Raw genomic sequence first — 18,304 nt, 5'->3', positions numbered from 1 at the left:
GCGATGTTTGTCGAACGGCGACATCGGCTTCGGTGGCTTCGCCGACCCGAACGCGCTCAATCGACGTTGCGGAACACCTTCTGCCATGCAATCTCCACGTCCAGGCTCTGCAACTGCAGCGGCTGCTCGGGTTCGATTTCCTGCAGCTCCCAGCGGTTGGCTTGCGTGCGCCGGTAGTGCTCGATGCGGCGCGTGTCGGGGTCGATGAGGATGAAATCCTGTAGCGAGGCGATGCGGCGGTAGGCGGCGAATTTGTCGCCGCGGTCGTAGGCGGCGGTTGCCGGGGAGAGCACCTCGACGATGAGCTTGGGTGCGCGCATGAACTGGTCGGCGCGGTGGTCGGCGGGGTCGCAGGTGACGAGGACGTCGGGGTAGAAGTAGGCCTCGTTTTCGGCCGCCTGGACCTTCATGTCGGCCATGTAGGCACGGCAGGGTGTGCCGTCGAGGGCGTCGTCGAGGGCAGAGGCGACGTTGAGCGAGATCGTCACGTGCCGGCGGCTGGCGCCACCCATCGCGAAGGCCTCGCCGCGCACGTATTCATGCTTCTTGGGCTGCTCGGCTTCCCAGCGCAGGTAGTCGTCGGCAGTGAAGCGGGGTACGGGGTGGGGCAGGGCCATGGTCTCCTCGTCCGGGCGGTGAAGTCCTGCAGGGATTATAGTCCGGCCCGTGCGGCCGAACGCTCGGGCCATCCGGGGTCATCTGGGGCGCCATCCGTGAAGCAGGCCACGGCGCGAAACACAGTTCCGATCCATGATTACGGCGAAAGCGCATTGTTCCTGCCCGACATCCGTACGCAGCGACTGCGGACAGCGAGGTGAGAGTCTTGTCCGACACACTCGAAGTACCCAGAAAGATCGATCTGCGCCCGCTTGTGCGCTTGCTCTCTGCCTGTTTGCTGGCCGTCTTCATGGCGGGGCCTGCAGCCTTCGCCGAGGAGGCGGTCGGGGTGGGCAGCGTGGGCGCGAATCCAGCCGGCACGCAGGCCGGCGACGCTTCGCTGGAGGCACTGGTGCGCAGTGGCAAGCTCACGGTGCGCGCGGTGGCGGCCTTCGGACGCATCCCCACCCGTTTGCTGGCCTCGTTGTCCGGCCTGGGGGCGGGCGGTGTCGATGTGCTCGGGGCCACGCCGGAAGCTCTCGCCCGCATGCTCGAAGATCCCGCCCTCGTGCTCGATGCGCGGCAGCGTGCGGCACTCGAAGAGGCGCTAGTGATTCTGCAGCAGGTGCAGGAGGAGGCAGGGGCAGGCGCAGGAGCAGGAGCCAGTCCGGCCGCTGCCGCGCTCGCGCCTGCCAGCGTGCAGGCCGAACCGCTCTTCAAGGGCGAGATGACCGAGGCCTGGCAGCCCCATGCCGTCCGCGGTGGAGACTTCGATGCCTTCGCGCGCATGGAGGGTGGGGCCTTGCGCGTGGCTGTGGCGTCGCCTTCTGGGGCGATGACGACCGGGCTGAAGACGGCCGCGCCGGTCGTGAAGCTGCCGCAAGCGGGTGGCGATCAGGTCGTGCGGCTCGGCTTCGACTTCGACGTGGAGACCGTGCGCAACGTGGTGTTCGCGCTGGTGCCTGGCGATCAGTTGGGCAAGTGGGATTGGTCCGTGCACGAGATCTGGCTTGCGGTGGAGCAGACGGCCGATGGCGCGCCGCATCTGGTGCTCGCGGTGCAGCGACAGGTGCAGACCCGGCTGAAGCTGGACGATCCGGGTGTTCTCGCCGGGCTGACGCTGGAGCTTCGGCCGGACGGACTGATCCTGGTCGGCAACGGGGAGGGTCGCGTCCTCATCGAAGGCCGGATGGCGAATGCGCCGGTCGCGACGGATCTTCACTTGCAGGTCTCGGCCAGTTCGCCCGACGCACGTGCGCCTGCACGTCTCGATCTGCGGACGGTGAGGCTGGACACGGTGCGTTTTGTGCCGAACGATCCGGGTGTGCTGCTGGAGGATGTGCCGCTGACGGTCACGTTGTTCGACGGACGCACGATGGCGCCGCATTTTCAGCGTCACGGGCTGCCGCGAGGCGGGATTGCGCCGGAGAAGCTAAGCATCCGGGATGGGCTGCGGGTCGCATCGGAGAAAGGCGACGGCAAGAACCTGCTCGGGATCTACGCCCCGGAACCCGTGGTGTGGCTCGACCGCTTCGGCCCGGGGGCCAGCGTGCGCTTGCGCTTCGAGTTTGACGCCGCCGAGACCCGCGGCTTCCGCTTGGGGCTGGCAACGCCGCACAGCCTCTCGGACGGCGGCCCGAACCCGCCGCGTTTCGTGCTCGACTGGGTGCGTGCGCCGGACGGCGTGATTCGCGCCTCGCGCTGGCTTGACCGCGAGGAGGCGCGCCTCGACGCGACGCCGGCGGCCATGCCCGCGGTCGTCGAACTGGAACTGACGCCGCAGGGCGTTCGTGTGATCGCCGAGGGTTTTCCGACCGATCTTGCACCGTGGGGCGATGCCCGGACCGGGCAGGGGCTGCGGCTCTTCATCCTCGCGCTCGCCGATGACCGGGCGCATCCCGTGTCGATGGTGCTGAAACGCATCTCGATGACCCGGACGCCGGGTCAGAAGCCTGCGCAGCCACTGCCTGCGCCCGGTGTCGAGCCGCTGCCGGTCACCCGTCTGTTCCCCGATGCGGGCGCACCCTGGGAGCCGTTCGGCCTTGCGGGCGTCGATTTCGCCAAATTCGGACATCTGGATCCGGAAAAAGGGCTGACGGTGGCGGTCGAGCGTGGCTTCTCTGGCGGGCGGGCGGGCATCCTGTCGCCCGCGCCGGTCGCCCGTCTGGACCAGCGAATTCTGCGCACACCCTACCGCCTGGTCCTTCGCTTCGATCCTGCAGCGACCGATGGCGCGCAGGTGATGCTGTCCCCCCACCGGGTCGCGGACATGCAGAAGGGAAGCCTGCTCGCCCTCTCCCTGGTCCGCACCGCCGAGGGCCGTGACGCGGGCAGCTATGTGCTGACGCTGACCCGTGACTACTACGCCTACTGGAGCCGCCGGATTCCGGCCGAGGTGATGGCGCGATGGGACGGCATGCTGACCATCGACCTGTCGCCCGGCTCGGTGGTGGCAGATCTGCCGGGCGTGACCACGATGCGCGGCACCGGATTCATCGGCATCGCCAAAGGGGCCGAGCTCTCCATGGCCATCCAGTCGCGCTCGGATGCCGGCAACGGGCCGGTACGGATGGCGTTGCGGCAGGTGGATGCGCAGTGGGTGACACCTGACGGGATGACGGCCCTTGAAAGGATGGAACTGGTGGATCTGCAGGACTTCGATCCAGAGGCGTACCTCGACGTCCTCATCGACGCGCAGGAGAAGTGAGCATGCAGAAGTTTCGCGGTGTCGTGGCAAGCACCCTGGTGGCGTTCGGCCTGGTGCTGGTGGTGGGGCAGGGCTGGGCGCAGGATCTGCATGCGCTGCGTGATACGGTCGCCGCCCAACTGCGGGAGGCGCGCGAGAAGGGCTATGCCATGCCGAAGGTCGCCGACCCGTGGGCCTATAGTGCAGAGACGCTCCAGGAGGTGGCGACTCGGCTGAAGACCGTCAAGGATCCCTGTCTTTCTGCCTTGGAGACCGCTCTTTATCTTGACTCGCGTCGCGCGGAGACGAGCGTCGAGGCGGCCCTCGAGAAGATTGAAAACCCGGGCGTCATGGCGCTCGAGATTGCCGCCGAATGGATACTGCCCGACGGCGTAGGGGTGTCGACATCGCTGCTGGATTACCTGTTCAAGGTGGATGATCACTTCGGCCCGATTGGAACCCTGACCGACGCCGTGGACAGCTGGCACATCATGAAGCGCCACTTCGTAGGCACGGTCGAAAGCGAGAGCGGCGTTTGGGCCTACAAGGCCTGGCGCGAGGCAAGCGACAAGAAATGGACCGATACCGATCTCCAGGCGCAGCACAAGGCGCGCGTGGACTTGAGCGCCAGCTTGTTGGCCGAGATCGAGGCTGCGAAGGAGGGGCTCGACGATCAGATGATGCGGGTTGATCTGAGCCATGGTCAGGCCCGTCTTGACATCGAGAAACGCCACGCGGATGCCGTCGATGCGATCCGGCGAGAGGCGGGTGGAAACAGATTCCGACTCGAAGAGCCCGCCTTCGTTGCCAAGCTGGCGAATGCAAAGAACGTGTTCGTCCGTGCGTGGGGCGAGGAACTGCAACGCTACCAGGATGCGCAGAACAAGGTGATCGCCGAACACACCGGGAAGGTGGCACGCGCGCTGAAGGACATTGCGAGGCTGCAGGTTGAGCAGGCGACATTGAAGAAATATGTCACTCATGTCGTTCGCGGCGAATGCGAGCAGACGGGCAAACCCTTGCTGCCCGCTATGGCAGGAAAGGCATCCCCGCTGAATCCGATTCTCGGCCTTGATCATGATCGGCTCAAACAGGTCCTGGAGGTGCTGGGGGTGCAGCCTCCGAAAGCCTTCCTGAACTGTCTGTGCGCGAAGGCGGGGTGGGGCAGCCCCCAGACGTCCCGTTTCTATCATCCCGATACCTGGGGGAGCTATGACAAACGCTATGTTTGTCAGCGTCCGGGGGAGCCTTGCATCGTGGAGGGTTATGGTTGCCTGCGGTTCCCGCTGCCTTCTGATCCCGCCATCTGGACGGGCTGCGCTGCGGAGGTTGTCGCTGCGGGCGAAAGGAAGGTGACGACCGCCATCGAAGAGGCGGTCGCGGCTCGGGCGGCCAAGGCCAACGCGGCCCGAGCAGCCAAGGATGCAGCGGCTCGGGCAGCCAAGCCCTAGGTATTGCTACATGAGCGCAAAACCCCGCCATGTCCAACGCGCGCTGCAGGAGCGGGTGGAAATCGTGCCTTACGATCCCGCCTGGCCAGCGCGTTTCGAGGAAGAGGCGGCGCGGCTGCGGGCGCAATTGCCGGCGGAACTGATCGGGCGCATCGAGCACTTCGGCAGTACCGCCGTGCCGGGGCTGGCGGCAAAGCCGATCATCGACATGCTGGTCGAGGTGCGCTCGATGGCCGATGTGGTGCAGCGTATCGCGCCCGAGCTGAAGCGACAGGGCTATGAGTTCTTCTGGCGCGACCGCGAGCGTGGGCTGCCGGGGATCGCGTACGCGTGGTTCATCCGTCGTGATGCGGCGGGGCGGCGCACGCATCACATTCACTGCCTGGAGCCGGGCTCCTCGGAGTGGGCGCGCTTGCTGTTCCGTGATTACCTGCGCGCCCACCCGGAGGCGGCATGTGAATACGGTGCGTTGAAGCAGCGCATCGCGGCCGAGCACCCCGACGACCGCGTCGCCTACGCGAAGGCGAAGACGCGCTTCGTGCGCACGGCGATGGAGGCCGCGCGCAGGGAGCTCAGCCGCCCGGACCGAACTTGATCGCCGCCTCCATCAGCATCGCCATCTCGTCGACCACCTGCGGGATGTCCTTGCCGCCAGTGAGCATGCGGATGCGGCGGTTGGCGGTGATGGGGTCGATGGTGTTGTTGCCGAAGTCGGCCAGCACCTGGCGCACCTCCTGCCAGTGCTGGCGTGAGGTCTTGAAGTGGTCGGCGCTGCCCGCAGTCGGCTTGATGCGGTCGAGCATGGGGGCGACCTTGGTGTCGAAGTCCTTCGCAGCGCCGCGGCTGACTTCCTGCAGGCGCTCGAAGTGGCTGAGGTTAGGCGCCTCCTCGAGCATGTGCCAGCTCTTGTAGCGGGTGACATCGGCAGCCTGCTGTCCCCATGCCTTGCTGACCCTGGACTTGTCCGCGGCCAGCCAGGCGGTGTCGCGATAGCTCTCGAGGTGCTTGCTGGTGGTGACGTTCTCCCAGGCGAGCTCGGCGTTGCGGCCGGTGATCTTGGCGTAGGCCGCTTCCCAGGCCTCTTGTGCCTCGCTCTGCCAGGTGTGCAGCTTGGCGGGCTCACCGTTGCGGGTGAGCGACTTCATCGCCGCCTCGTCGAGGCCGATGTCGAAGTCCATGCCCACCGAGCCGGCGCTGGCAGCGTTGCGCATCTCCTTCAGCGCCTGCTGGTTCCAGCCGCGGTCGCGCATGTTCTGGTGGAACTGTCGTTCGACGTCGCCGTGTACCGATTCGAGCTGCAGCACGTACATGCGCTGGGTGGTGGGGTCGCCCTTGTACTTGAGGTAGTTCTTTGCGTTCGGGTTGCCGTTGATGGCCGTGACCTTGTCGCGGATCTCCTTCTGGATCTGCGCCAGTTCAGCGGCTGGGCGGCCGGCGCTGCCGGCGTCGGCCAAGCGTTGCTGGGCGGTACGCAGGTCCTGCACCAGGGCCTCGCCTTCCTTGCGCGCGCGGTTGAATTGCGCTTGCGCCTCGCGCTCGAAGGCGGTGGGGCCGATCGGGGCGGGCGCAGCATCGCTCGTCCCTGTTTTCGAAGGCGGTGCGGCGTCTGCGGCCTTGGCCTTGGCGGTGGGGGCGGGGCCGTCGGCATCGATTCCGCCGCGCCCGGCGCGAGCCACGACCTTGCCCATGCCATATTCAATGCCCTTCGAAGTGATGAAGGAGATGCTGCCGCGTTTTGCGGCCTCGGTGAGCCCGCCCTCGCGGTAGCCGCGCAGGGCCTCGACCGCCGCGCCCGTGCGCGGTCCGATGCTGCTGACGGTGCGCAGCACGGCCTCGGTGGGGCCGCCCTCGATGTAGCCGGTGACGGCCTGGTAGGCGGTGTCCACCGCCTGCCCGCCGAAGAGCGAGGCGACCATCATGCCGGTGTCGGCGGCGGTCTTGATGTTCTCCGAGGCCTCCAGCCCGAAGTTCGCCAGCGCGGCCGCTTCCTCGTCCTGCGCCTGCTGGCCGAGGTAGTGGCCCTGCACCTTCTTGCCGAGCGCATCGGCGATCTGCTGGATCGCCGCCTGGTCCATCGTGGTGCGCACCTCGGGGGTGAGCTGGCGCTCGACGAAGGCGCGCGCGTTCTCGCCTTCCTCGCCGGGCAGCATGGAGGCGAGCTTCAACAGCGAGGCTGTGCCGCGCTGGAAGCGCTCCATGCGCTGCTGGTTGTCGCGGATGCTGGCGATGAAGCCGGCATGGGCATAGTCGTCGAAGGGCGAGCGGGTGCGGACGAGCTCGCCGGTCTCGATCGAGGCGATGAGGTCCTTCTCGCTCTGGATGTCGGACAGCGCACCGACGATGCGGAACTCGAGCGCGGCGCGGCGCTCGGGGTCGGTTTCGGCGGCCAGCTCGGTGCGATCGCGTGCGAGGTTGGCTTCGACGAAGCGGATGTTGTGACGGTGGAAGTCGATGCGCTCGCGCTGGGCTTCGGCCTCGGCCTTCGCTTCGGCTTCGGATTTCGCGCTCGCCTTGGCGTCGTCGTTCTTCGCTGCCGGGGAGGGCGCTTTTGCGGCGGGGGCGATTGCGGGTGCTCGCTGGGCGGCGACCCCGCCACCGTCGCGCGCTGCGACCAGGGCGGAAAGGCGTGCCCTGTCCTCTGCCAGGGTCGTGTCTTCCGAGAAGGGGCGCTCCTGCAGCCATTGCCGCGCTGCAGCCACGAAGGCGGGCGTGAGCGCATGGTGGCGTGCGATGTCTTCGTACTGTGACTTCGTCAAACCCTTGATGACGGCGTCCCCGACCGCTGCCCCAAGCGCCAGGACATTCTGCTCGATGGCCTGCCCGGCAGCGGCGACCGGGTCATCACCGCCCGAGTCGCCCTGCTGCGCGGCGGCGGCTTCCTGCGCGCGCTCCTTTGCAGACCGTGCGATCGTGGCGTCCCTCGCTGCCGCCACACGGGAGAGTTCGAGCGATTCGGGATACTGCACTGCCTGCCCTTCGGACAGGGCGCGGGCCTTGACGGTCGTGCTCCAGGTGCTGGTTTCGCCGTCCTCGTCCGTGTCGGACAACTCGAAGGTTTGCCGGATCTCGCCACCCTTGAGGTAGGGCAGCAGCGAGGGCATGGGCAGCCCATCGTCCTCGTGCATCTCGAGGACGTCGATGTACGGGTCGGTTTTCTCGTCGTACTCCTCGGCGTCCAGGGACAGGGCCCGGTAACGCGGGGCGGAGGCCGGGCCAACGGCGTAGACGACGAACAGCAGGGGTTGCTCGACGAGATCGTCGATCCACAGGTCCTCCTCGTTCTGGTACACGCCGAACCAGATGCCCTCGGGGCCTGTTGCCGGGGTGAGCAGGCCGAGCAGGGTGTCGGTGGCCCTGCGGTGACCGGTTGCGGCGGCGTCCTGTGCGGCGATCGGGTCCGGCGCTTCGCCGAGGGCCTGCATGGCCTCGGCGAGCTTCTGCGCGCGCGCCTCGAGGGCGACCAGGTAGTCCTTCAGCAACGCGGCCTGCGTCAATGCGGCTCCGGCGTAGGCTTCGTTCTCGTACTGGGCCGCTATGTTCGCTTCGGCCCAGGCGTCGTCGAAGGCGGCTGCAGTGAGTGCGATCGCTTCACGGATGTTCAGCAGCTCGGACAGAATGGGTGTGGCGCGACGGAAGTACTGCAGGATGTCGTCTGCGGGAAAGGCGTAGTACCCCGCCCAGCGCTGCTCGACGCGTGCCGCGTCCGCTTGTGAGAGTGGGCCCATCAGGGCCAGGGTGGCTTCCTTGGCGGTGGTGATCATGCCTGCGTACTGCGCGCTGCCGAGTTCGACCATGGGCAGGGCCGTTGGCATGGCGAAGGGGGGCAGGGGGGGAGGTAGCGGGCGGGTCACGGCCAGGGAGTCAGGGGCCGAGGCTGTGCTGGCGCTGCCGCCTGCCGCCTCGGTTTCGACCTCGCGGATCACCTCCAGCGCCTTGCCGAGCGCCGTGCGCTGATGGGCATCGAGCGCGGGATCGTCGAGCATGCGGGCGAGGGCTTCGGGGGATGCGCCGAGCACATCGATGCCGCGCGCACGTAGTCCGGCCAGTGGTGCAAGGACGCTGGCGGGGATGCGGTTGAAGGCGACCAGCGCGCGAACCGTGAGGGCGTCGCGGCCAACGAGATCGCGCAGTGCACCGGCGGTGTCCTGCTGACCCTGCATGGCGCGCTCGCCCGCGCCGGCGCCCTGTGCAGCGGGTTGGCCCAGCGCGGCGGGGCTGTTCATCAGAGCGGTGGCCAGGCAGGCGCTGGTCGCCAGACTCAGGAGCGTGCGGTGCGGGTGTGGCAGCAGACCGCTTTGCGCTCGGGTGGGGCGGGGGGTGGGAAAGGAGCTGGAGCAGGGGACGATGAGGCGGTCGGGCATGGTCTTGACCTCTTGATCGAGTGCCGTCGTTCGGTTTGCCCCATTTTCGGTGTTTGGCCTTGCAACGGCCCCATTATTCTTTAGCGGCACTGTGGCTTGAATCACGAATCGCATCGTCCGTACGTGAAAGAATGGCGGTGAGCCCGTTTTCCGTTGTTCTGCGCGGGTTGTGCCCGAATTGGGTGGCTTGTTTTGATCGAGGCGTCATCGATGCCTCATGTCATGAGAGTGAATGCCGTCATGAGCCGACAAACCGTTCGTCGTGTGGCCCACCGCTTGCGTTGGGGCGTTGCCGTCGTTTCCCTGTGTGCGAGTGGTCTGGCTGCTGCGCAGCTGTCTGCACTGGAGGGCAAGGAGGGCCATGCGCCCGCCGCGGGCGCGGATGCGCTGGAAGGCGCGTCCGCAGTTCAGGCCGGGACGGCGCCCGTGGTGGCCGACGGCGTCCAGTGCGAGGGTACCGGGCCCTGTATCGAGACGGTCACCCAACTGCCGCTGAGGGTGCTGCCGCGCCCGTTTTCCAGCCTGTACCGCGAGGCGCAAGCCAGCGCAGACGGCGTTGCCCGGGCAAACCTGCCGGCCTTCAAGCCGCTGTACGTGTTCGAGCGCAAGGGGCTGGATCTGAGCAACCCCACCGAACCGCAGGGCTGGTACCGCGTCGGCACGGCGCGTGATGCGGCAGAAGGCTGGATGCAGGCCCGTGATGTGCTGGAATGGCGCCAGGCGCTGCTGCTGTCCTACACCCACCCCGGCAACCCGCTCGAGGGGCGCCGTCCGGTGCTGATGTTCCGCGACCAGACCGGACTGCAGGGCATTGTCGACGACATGGACATGGCGGGGCGCGCAGAGGCCCTGTACAAGGAGATCGACGCCGGAAACACGCCCGATGCGGTGGTGAGCATGGAGCCCAAGCGCTTCGTCGACATCACGCAGAATTTCTACATGCTGCCGATCCTGCAGTGGTCGCAGACCCAGATCAACGGCGACGACGCGCGCCTGGTGCAGCTCGCGGCGGCGGTGCCACGCAGCCGGGGTGCGGACAGCCTCGAGAACCCCGAGTACCGCAGCCAGGCCGAAGTGGGGCGTGATGCAGCGGGTGCGGCCTTGCGAGACGTAAAGGCCGACATCGTGTTCGTGGTCGACACCACGCGCAGCATGCAGCCCTTCATCGACATGACTCGCGAGGCGGTGGCCGAGATGGCACGCCGCTTCACCGGCGACAAGGCTGACCGCGTGCGCTTCGGCCTGGTGGTGTATCGCGATTCGCTCGAGGCCGTGCCCCAGCTCGAATACCTCACCCGCAACCTGACCCCCGAACTGGTCGATGCCGGCACGCTCGCCGGTCTGCTGGAAAACGACGCGCGTGCGACGGCGGTCGGCAGCCTCGATTACGCCGAAGAGGCCTTCGCCGGCGTCGAGACCGCGCTCTCGTCGAAATGGCGTGAGGGCGCGTTGCGCTTCGTGATCCTGGTCGGTGACGCCAGCGCCCACCCCAAGGGCCACGCGCAAAACAAGACCAGCAAGGACGAGACCGACCTGCGCCGCGAGTATGACGACCAGCAGGTGCACCTGCTCGCCATCCACCTGCAGGACCCGCGTGCGAAGGAAGACCACCCGACGGCGGTGGCGCAGTTCGGCCACCTTGCGCGCGTGCGCGGCTCGCAGGACCAGTCGGCGCTGGAAACGGTCAATGCCTTCGAGGAAGCGGAATACCGTGCGTTGGTCGATCGTGTCACCCGGGGCATCGGGCAGAAGCTGGACGAGGCCATGGGCGTGGCCAGTGGCGCCGATGCGATCGAGGTGCCCGAGTCGCTCAGCAAGGTGTGGGATGCGGCGCTCATCGAGTACATCGGCAAGGAGGCCTCGCCGCCCAAGGACATCGTCGCCTGGGCGCTGGACCGCGACCTGGTGAATCCGGCCGACCGGGCGCTGGACGTGCGCGTGCTGGTGACGCGCGACCAGCTCTCCTCACTGGCGCAGGCGCTCGACCAGGTGGTGCAGGCACTGATGCGCGCCGAAGTCACCCAGGTGCAGTTCTTCGAGGCACTGCAGGGCGTCGCGGGGCAGACGATGAAACGTCCCGAGGACATCGGGGCCGGTGCGCGTCTGGCCGACAGCGGGCTGTTGCCGGCGTTCATCCAGAGCCTGCCGTATCGCAGCGACATCCTTTCGCTGACCGACGACATGTTCGCCAGCATGACCGCCGAGCAACGCTCGAAGCTGGAGTGGAGCATCCTCGCCAAGCTCGAGCAGTACCGCGCCATCAACGAACAGGTCGATGCCTGGTTCCGGCTCAACGACGCCGACCCGGACAAGGAGCTGGTGTATCCCCTGCATCTGGACTATCTGCCCTGAGCGTGACGGGACGCCAGGGTTGCGTGAAGGGCGAAGCGGAGCAAGCGGCGATGTCTGCGCGCAAGGGCGGTGGATTCCGGGTTCGCATGGATGGACTGCGCAAGCTGCGCACCCAGGGCGAGAGCGTGTTCGAGCTCGCGGTGCCCTTCTTCGAGGTGGAGGCGGGCGAGCTGGTCGCCGTCGTCGGCCAGAGCGGTTGTGGCAAGAGCACGCTGCTTGACATGCTGGCGCTGGTGATGGAGCCGACCGAGGTCGGCCGCTTCGAGCTGCACCCTGGCGACGGACCAGGCGGCTTCGACGTGCAGGCCTTGTGGGCGCGTGCGGACGAAGCCGCCCTCGCAGGCCTGCGCCGCGATTACCTGGGCTACGTGTTGCAGACGGGGGGCTTGCTGCCCTTTCTGTCGGTGCGCGACAACATCGCGCTGCCCGGACGGATCAAGGGCCTGGACGAGCGGGGTGAGCGGCTCGAACGCCTGGCGAGCCGGCTCGGCGTGCAGGAATGCCTCGACCGCATGCCCTCGGCGCTGTCGATCGGGCAGCGCCAGCGCGCTGCGATCCTGCGCGCACTGGCGCACGGCCCGCGTCTGGTGCTCGCCGACGAGCCTACGGCCGCGGTCGACAAGGCGCGTGCCCGCGCCATCATCGACGACATGGAGGCGCTTGCACGCGACGAAACCGTCGCCGTGGTGGTGGTCACGCATGATGTCGAGCTGCTCGCCGGACGTGCCGACCGGATCTACGGCTTCGAGGTGGAGCAGGTTTCGGCCCAGGTGACGCGCTCGCTATGCCGGCGCATGGAGCGGCTGCGATGATGCACATGCCCACTCCGGCCCCCGCTGCCCGTCCGCGCCGTCCCGCGCGCCTGGTGTCGTCGCTGGCTGCACACAGCCTGTGGCACGAGTGGATCCTCACCCTGTGCCTGGTGATCGCGCTCGCCGCCGTGATTGCGCCGCTGCTGGTCCTGCTCGGGCTCAAGCACGGCACCATCGAGACCTTGCGCGACCGGCTCGTTGAAGACCCTGTGTTCCGCGAGATCCGCCCTGCGCAGACACGCGAATACCCGCCCGAATGGTTCGAAGCCTGGCGGACGCGCGGGGAAATTGCCTTCCTCACCCCGACCGTCCTGCCCCTGTCTTCCGTGCTCGGTGTGGAGCCTGCCACGGGCGGCCGCCCGGAGCTGCTCGACCTGGTCCCTACGGCACCCGGCGACCCGCTGCTGCTCGAGAATGGCGGGGTGATTCCGGGCGCTGACGAGCTCGTTCTCAGCGCGGAGGCGGCGCGGCGCGTGGGCGTGAAGGCGGGTGATGTGGTGCAGGCCAGGGTGAGCCGCAGCCGGGCCGGGCGCAACGAGGTTGCGCAGGCGGCGCTGCGGGTCGCGGCGGTGCTCGACGCGCGCGCCGGCAGCCTGGCGCGGGTGTATGCGCCGCTCGCCTTCGTGCTCGATGTCGAAGCCTACAAGGAGGGCTATGGCGCCCCCGCCCGTGGTTGGGCCGGAGATACCCCGGAGCCATACCTGAGCTTCGATGGCGCGGTGCTGTTGCTCGATGCTCCGCTGTCACCGATCCGTCGCAGCGGGCTCATCATCAATACCGGCTTCGGTCGTATCACCGAACTTGCACCGGAGCAGGTGGCCGAACGCCTCGGCTTCACCCCCTCCGGCGGCTTCGCCGCGTACGACCTGCATACGCCCGGGGCGGCCATCACCGTGTCCAGCCTGCGTGCGATCGAGCAGAAGCTGCGGGGTGAGCAGCGCATCCTGCTGCCCTACGTGAGCGACCTCAAGGTACGGGATGCCGGCGGCGAGCCTTTGCAGCTCGTCGGTTTGTCCGTGGACGCGGAGCAGGCGGCCCGCCTCGGTGTCGCGGCGCCGCCCTGGGGCGGATTCGCCCCAGCGGCGGCCACGCCGGAGCGCCAGCGCAGCGTGCTGTGGCCTGCGCAATCGGGCCCGGGTGCGCAGGCGGGGGCAGTGCGCTTGTCGGCGGAGGGTGTGGTCGGCATGGACTTCAGTCTGCTGCCTGTCGGCGACAGCGCCTTCGATCATGCGGTGGTGCCGGTGGAGCTGCTGGGCATCCTGCGCACCGCGCGTCAACGTGCGGTGCTGTTCGACGCAAGCAGTGGCCGGTTCGAGATGGCGCGCGGCGGCTACCGCGGTTTTCGCCTCTACGCGCGCAGCATCGACGACGTGCCGGGCCTGTATCACGCGCTCGCGGCTGAAGGCATTGAAACGATTGCGGAAGTGGAGGCGATCGAGCGTATCCAGGTGCTCGACACCGGTCTGACGCGCCTGTTCTGGCTGATCGCCGTGCTCAGCATCAGCGGCGGCACGGCCGTGCTGGTCGCGAGCCTGTATGCCGCCGTGGAGCGTCGCCGGCGCGACCTTGGCGTGCTGCGCCTGCTGGGTTTGGCACGTGCGCATGTGTTTTTCTTCCCGGTTGCACAGGGGCTGATGATCGCCACGCTCGGGCTGGGTGCCTCCTTTGGCGGCTACGGCCTGCTCGCCGAGGTGATCGACCGCAGCTTTGCCAGTCAGCTGGCACCGGGCGAAGCCTTCTGCTCCCTGCCGGCAGCCTATCTGCCGCTGGCGGGCGGCGCGACGCTTGCGCTGGCGGCGTTCGCCTCGCTGGCGGCCGCCTGGCGGACGACGCGGGTCGATCCCGCCGAAGCGATCCGAGAGCAATAGCATCGATTCACGAGAGAACCGTACATGAACGCCCCCCAACACTCTTCCCGAGCCAGGCAGCCGCTGCAGCGCCGTGCTGCCTGGCTGGCGGTGCTGCTGACGCTCGCCTTGGGTGCGCCTGTGGCGGCGGCCCAGGACGCTGCGCCGAGCGCGTGGAACCCCAAGCCGGCCGAGGGCGACCTGGTGCTGCCGATGCCCGATGGCGCAGAAATGGTCTTCCGTCGCATTCCCGTGCCCGGCGAGGGTTTCTGGGGCGACCGGGCGCGCATCATCCAGCTCGGTGACGCCAGTGGCGGCATCTTCGAGGGGCTTCAGCGCACGCAGGTGAGCGGCTCCTTCCCCGCGGCCGATGGCAAGCAATGGGAGATCGTGCTCGGCAAGTACGAGCTCACACGCGGCCAGTTCGTGGCCGTGATGGGCATGGAGGCGCTGCTGGCCGCCAGCGGCGACCCCGAGGACCAGAAGCTCCCGACGTTGCAGGGGCGGGCGCTGCGTGACGCGCTGATGAAACCGCTGGCCTTCGTCAGCTATCAGGACGTGCTCGCCTTCATGCGGCGCTACAACCAATGGCTGTTCGATCCTGCGCATCCGGAACGCGTCCAGGGGTTGCCACGCCTTGAGGGTGTTCCCGGCTTCATTCGGCTGCCGACGGAGGAAGAGTGGGAATACGCCGCTCGCGGCGGGCTGCAGGCGATCGAAGCGGGACGCTTCGACGATCGCCTGCCGATGCCGGCTGGTGAGATCAACGAATACGCCTGGCATCTGGGCAATGCACGTCACCAACTGCGGCCGGTCGGTCTGCGCAAGGCGGGTGCCTTCGGCCTGCATGACCTGTTCGGCAACGTGCAGGAGATGAGCGCTGGCGTGTTCCGCCCCGAGATCTGGCAGGGCAAGCCGGGCGGGGTCGCGGTGCGGGGCGGTTCGGTTTCCACGCCCGCGGCCGAGCTGCGCAGCGCACAGCGGGCCGAGCTCGACGTGTACGCATGGAACGCCGACCAGAAGAAGATGGAGGAGCGGCGCTCCTTCAACTCGGGCGCGCGCATGGCAATCGGAGCCAACGTGGTGGTGAGTACCGCCCAGTTCGCGCAGATCGAGAAGGAATACGAAGCCTACCGCGCCGATTTGCGGCGCAGCACCCCGGTCGGGCGCACGCTCGACAACCTGGTCGCGCAGGCCTCGGTGCAGATCGATTCGGTCGACCCGATCCTCGACCGTTTGATGAAGGAGAACGCGGCGCTGCGCGAGCCGCTCGCCGCGGTGCAGGCCACCATGGGCAAGGCGCGCGAGCAGCTTGAGCTCGCGCAGCGCGAGAACGCGCGTGGCCTCGCGCAGGATGCTGCGCGCAACGGCGTGAACCTGTCGGTGTACCTGTCCAGGCTGGAGCGCCTCGCGGTGACGCTGACCACCGCGAAGGAGCTCGCCGCCATGTCCACCCGCTACGACGAGCAGGTCAAGGCGGTCGAGACCTCGATGGCTGAGCTGGAAACCGCTGCGCGCGAACAGCTCGACGGCTACCGCGACAAGCTGGCCAAGCTTGGCGAATACGACAAGGCGCACGTTGCGCTGGCTTTTCAGACCCTGGAGGGGCGTGAGCCCACGCGGCGCGAGCGGACGGTGCTCGAGGTGCTCAAGCAGCACGCGAAGGTGTTCGAGGAGACGCGCCGCGCGGATCCCGAGCGCTGGATGGAAGATTTCCGCGCCCGCTTCAAGGGTTTTACCGACAGTTGAGGACGGCAGGCCGCCTGGCCGTTGTCTTCGTGAGCAGGAACGTTGCAGACGCTTTCGACAAGGAGAATCCAGATCATGAAAACCGCAAGACTCAGCCTCATCGCCGCCCTGGTGGCAAGCCTCTCGTTCGGCTGTGCAAACATGGACGACCCTTCGCGCACCCAGGCCGAGGGCGCCGGGATCGGTGCGCTGCTCGGCGCCGTGGTCGGCTATGCCGTCAGTGGTGACGGCAAGGGTGCGGCAATCGGTGCCGCGGTCGGTGGCGGGCTCGGCTTGCTGGTGGGCAACGAGGTTGCCAAGCGCAAGCAGGCCTACGCGAGCACCGAAGAGTTTCTCGATGCCGAGATCGCCCGCACCGATGAGTTCAACGCCACCGCAGTCGCCTACAACAAGAAGCTGAATACGGAGGTCGCCGCGCTGGAGAAGGAGACCAAGACCCTGCGCGCGCGCTACGACAGCGGCAAGGTGAAGAAGGAGGTCCTGGTCGCCAAGCGCACCGATCTGCAGAAGCGCATCGACGACAGCAACAAGCTCGAGCAGACGCTGGCCAAGGAGTTGGAGGTGCAGAACGCGATCCTCGCCGAGGAGCGCGGGAGCCGTCCGGCCGGCGATGCCCACATCGCACGTCTGGAGAAGGAGGTTGCGGAGCTGCAGAAGAACCTCGACAAGCTGCGTGAGGGCAGCAGCCAGCTCGCGCGCATCGACCAGAGGCTCTCGGTATGAGTGCGACGATTCGGCTGGCCGCCGCTGCAGCGGCCGTGGCGCTGACCGGGTGCGCGAACCTGTCCACCGATCCGCGCGAGGGCGGGTTTCTGGGGGGCGTTTCGGGCTTGAGTTCGGGCGCCTATGAGGCCCGCGTGGTCGAGCGTGAGGACCGCCTGGCGCAGTTGCGCGAGACGCAGCGCGGGCTCGAGATGGAGCGGGCCCAGCTCGAGTCGCGCAAATCCGACGCCGGACGCCAGCTTGCCGCCGAGCGTGCGCGGGTGAAGAAGCTCGACGCCGACATCGCAGGCCTGGAGAAGAAGGTCGGCACGATGACGAGCCAGCAGGGTGCGGATGCGCAGCGCGTTGGCGAGCTGCAGTCGCGTCTCGCGGAGCTCAAGCGCAAGAGCGCGCAGCAGACGAGTGCGCTCGACGCGCTCGAGGGCAGCGGCTTGGGCGACGCCGAAACCGATCTGCGCCGCAGCCAGCTCGAGGAGCAGCGCCGTGCGCTGCAGCGCGAGTACGACCTGCTCATGAAGATGCAGCTGGAGCTCGCACGCTGATGCCTTTGGCCACGCTCCGTCCGCTCCTGTTGTCCGCGCTTCTGGTTTGGGCGGGCGGCGTGACGACGGTGCGGGCTGCGCCGGTGGATGAGATTCGTGCCCTGCTGGCGAGCGCGCTCGTCGATCCCCCGGACGAGCAGGCGCTAGCCCGGCTGGCGGGGCTCGATGCCACCGGGCGCGCGCCCGCGGTGCAGGCGGGGGCGCCCGACGCATTCGACGCTGCCCTGCGGGCGATCGATCGCCACGCGCGCTATTTCGCGGCCGATGCCTATCGTTCGCCGCTGCTGGGCGCGGCGGAATCGAGCGGCATCGGCGCGCGGCTGCTGACGCAGGGCGATGCGGTGTTGCTCGACGTCTACCAGGGGGGGCCGGCCGATCGTGCCGGCATTCCGGATGGCGCGCGGCTGCTCGAGGTGGATGGCCGTGCGCTGGGTGGCCGTGCCGTGCAGGAGGTGGCCGTGCTGTTGCGCGGAGAGGTGGACAGCCGGGTGCGCATTGCGTTTGCCGATGGCGATGGACGTCGCCGGACGGTGACGCTCGAGCGTGCGCGCTTCACCCCGCTCGAGGTGGAACTGGTGGAGGCGGGGGCGCTGCCGGTGCTGCGCATACGCGACTTCGTCGGCAGCATCACGCGCACGGCGGCGCTGGCGACGGTGGCCCATCTTGGCCGGGGGCGCTCCGAGGGCGCGCCGCCCGCGCTGGTGATCGACCTGCGTGCGGCGCCGGGGGGCGATCTCTACGAGGCGTTCGATCTGGCCGCCGCTTTTCTGCCGCAGGGGGCGCTGCTCGGCACCTTGCGTTCACGCTCGGCGCCGCCGCGCGAGGTCCGGGCGCCGGGCGGGCCCAAGCTCGACATGCCGCTCGCGTTGCTGATCGGCCCCGATACCGCGAGCGCGGCAGAGGTGTTCGCCGGTACGCTCCAGGCCCATGGGCGCGCCGTCCTGATCGGGGGACACAGTTTCGGCAAGTGCAGCTCACAGACCGATGCCCGGCTCTCGGATGGCTCGGTGCTGCGCTTCACCAATCTCGAGGTGCTGCTGCCCGATGGGCAGAGCTGCTCGGGACGGGGCTTGAGCCCCGATGTCGAGGTGGACGCGACCACGCTGGTGCGTCTGCCGGATCTGCTGCGGCTTGCGCGTGTGCGGCTGGGGACGGAAGGGCCTCGGCCAGCGGGAGGAGGATGA

General features: G+C 68.1%; 12 protein-coding genes. 10 read left to right on the top strand and 2 right to left on the bottom strand.

Going from position 1 to position 18,304, the window contains the following annotated elements:
• Positions 1 to 56: 56 nt before the first annotated feature.
• A complete protein-coding gene (locus tag ACNKW1_RS01975; protein WP_418362917.1) occupies positions 57 to 617 on the bottom strand; it encodes a Uma2 family endonuclease in 561 nt (186 codons plus the stop codon).
• Positions 618 to 823: 206 nt separating this feature from the next.
• Between ACNKW1_RS01975 and ACNKW1_RS01970 the strand changes: the two genes are divergently transcribed.
• Genes ACNKW1_RS01970 through ACNKW1_RS01960 form a run of 3 tightly spaced genes read left to right on the top strand, consistent with a single transcriptional unit; the run spans position 824 to position 5,329 of the window.
• Entirely contained in the window at positions 824 to 3,304 is a 2,481-nt protein-coding gene (locus tag ACNKW1_RS01970) for a hypothetical protein (protein ID WP_418362916.1), read from the top strand.
• 2 nt (positions 3,305 to 3,306) lie between these two features.
• Positions 3,307 to 4,734, top strand: coding sequence for a hypothetical protein (locus ACNKW1_RS01965; protein WP_418362915.1), 1,428 nt, complete (start codon positions 3,307 to 3,309; stop codon positions 4,732 to 4,734).
• A gap of 10 nt (positions 4,735 to 4,744) precedes the next feature.
• On the top strand, positions 4,745 to 5,329 hold the full coding sequence (locus ACNKW1_RS01960) for a GrpB family protein (protein WP_418362914.1): 585 nt from the start codon (positions 4,745 to 4,747) through the stop codon (positions 5,327 to 5,329).
• Here ACNKW1_RS01960 and ACNKW1_RS01955 read toward each other — a convergent pair.
• Positions 5,307 to 9,095 (bottom strand): hypothetical protein, encoded by a 3,789-nt coding sequence (locus ACNKW1_RS01955; RefSeq protein ID WP_418362913.1) that lies wholly within the window; start codon positions 9,093 to 9,095, stop codon positions 5,307 to 5,309. The two genes, ACNKW1_RS01960 and ACNKW1_RS01955, sit on opposite strands and share 23 nt — an antisense overlap.
• Positions 9,096 to 9,335: 240 nt before the next feature.
• On the opposite strand from ACNKW1_RS01955, the gene ACNKW1_RS01950 reads away from it, so the two are divergent.
• From ACNKW1_RS01950 to ACNKW1_RS01920, 7 genes are all read left to right on the top strand, one after another.
• Positions 9,336 to 11,447, top strand: coding sequence for a VWA domain-containing protein (locus tag ACNKW1_RS01950; protein WP_418362912.1), 2,112 nt, complete (start codon positions 9,336 to 9,338; stop codon positions 11,445 to 11,447).
• A gap of 50 nt (positions 11,448 to 11,497) precedes the next feature.
• Positions 11,498 to 12,259, top strand: coding sequence for an ABC transporter ATP-binding protein (locus ACNKW1_RS01945; protein ID WP_418362911.1), 762 nt, complete (start codon positions 11,498 to 11,500; stop codon positions 12,257 to 12,259).
• Positions 12,256 to 14,127 carry an FtsX-like permease family protein gene (locus ACNKW1_RS01940; protein ID WP_418362910.1) on the top strand — a complete coding sequence of 624 codons (1,872 nt, stop codon included), beginning with the start codon at positions 12,256 to 12,258 and terminating at the stop codon, positions 14,125 to 14,127. Before ACNKW1_RS01945 ends, ACNKW1_RS01940 begins: the two co-directional genes overlap by 4 nt.
• Before the next feature lie 24 nt (positions 14,128 to 14,151).
• Positions 14,152 to 15,855, top strand: a complete 1,704-nt coding sequence (locus ACNKW1_RS01935; RefSeq protein WP_418362909.1) for a formylglycine-generating enzyme family protein — start codon at positions 14,152 to 14,154, stop codon at positions 15,853 to 15,855.
• 75 nt (positions 15,856 to 15,930) lie between these two features.
• Positions 15,931 to 16,578, top strand: a complete 648-nt coding sequence (locus ACNKW1_RS01930) for a YMGG-like glycine zipper-containing protein (RefSeq protein WP_418362908.1) — start codon at positions 15,931 to 15,933, stop codon at positions 16,576 to 16,578.
• The gene (locus tag ACNKW1_RS01925) at positions 16,575 to 17,120 is read left to right on the top strand and encodes a hypothetical protein (protein ID WP_418362907.1); all 546 of its coding nucleotides are present in this window, start codon (positions 16,575 to 16,577) and stop codon (positions 17,118 to 17,120) included. Before ACNKW1_RS01930 ends, ACNKW1_RS01925 begins: the two co-directional genes overlap by 4 nt.
• Entirely contained in the window at positions 17,120 to 18,304 is a 1,185-nt protein-coding gene (locus tag ACNKW1_RS01920) for a S41 family peptidase (RefSeq protein ID WP_418362906.1), read from the top strand. Before ACNKW1_RS01925 ends, ACNKW1_RS01920 begins: the two co-directional genes overlap by 1 nt.

Source organism: Thauera sp. WH-2 (assembly GCF_048321015.1).
Lineage (GTDB): Bacteria > Pseudomonadota > Gammaproteobacteria > Burkholderiales > Rhodocyclaceae > Thauera.
Note: the sequence above shows the minus strand (reverse complement) of the source record. Positions and strands in the feature narration are given on the sequence as shown.

What these genes read in the sequence shown, in the direction of transcription:
- ACNKW1_RS01975 (WP_418362917.1), bottom strand. Translation starts at nt 617, where the DNA reads ATGGCCCTGCCCCACCCCGTACCCCGCTTCACTGCCGACGACTACCTG.
- ACNKW1_RS01965 (WP_418362915.1), top strand. Translation starts at nt 3,307, where the DNA reads ATGCAGAAGTTTCGCGGTGTCGTGGCAAGCACCCTGGTGGCGTTCGGC.
- ACNKW1_RS01960 (WP_418362914.1), top strand. Translation starts at nt 4,745, where the DNA reads ATGAGCGCAAAACCCCGCCATGTCCAACGCGCGCTGCAGGAGCGGGTG.
- ACNKW1_RS01955 (WP_418362913.1), bottom strand. Translation starts at nt 9,095, where the DNA reads ATGCCCGACCGCCTCATCGTCCCCTGCTCCAGCTCCTTTCCCACCCCC.
- ACNKW1_RS01950 (WP_418362912.1), top strand. Translation starts at nt 9,336, where the DNA reads ATGAGCCGACAAACCGTTCGTCGTGTGGCCCACCGCTTGCGTTGGGGC.
- ACNKW1_RS01945 (WP_418362911.1), top strand. Translation starts at nt 11,498, where the DNA reads ATGTCTGCGCGCAAGGGCGGTGGATTCCGGGTTCGCATGGATGGACTG.
- ACNKW1_RS01940 (WP_418362910.1), top strand. Translation starts at nt 12,256, where the DNA reads ATGATGCACATGCCCACTCCGGCCCCCGCTGCCCGTCCGCGCCGTCCC.
- ACNKW1_RS01935 (WP_418362909.1), top strand. Translation starts at nt 14,152, where the DNA reads ATGAACGCCCCCCAACACTCTTCCCGAGCCAGGCAGCCGCTGCAGCGC.
- ACNKW1_RS01930 (WP_418362908.1), top strand. Translation starts at nt 15,931, where the DNA reads ATGAAAACCGCAAGACTCAGCCTCATCGCCGCCCTGGTGGCAAGCCTC.
- ACNKW1_RS01925 (WP_418362907.1), top strand. Translation starts at nt 16,575, where the DNA reads ATGAGTGCGACGATTCGGCTGGCCGCCGCTGCAGCGGCCGTGGCGCTG.
- ACNKW1_RS01920 (WP_418362906.1), top strand. Translation starts at nt 17,120, where the DNA reads ATGCCTTTGGCCACGCTCCGTCCGCTCCTGTTGTCCGCGCTTCTGGTT.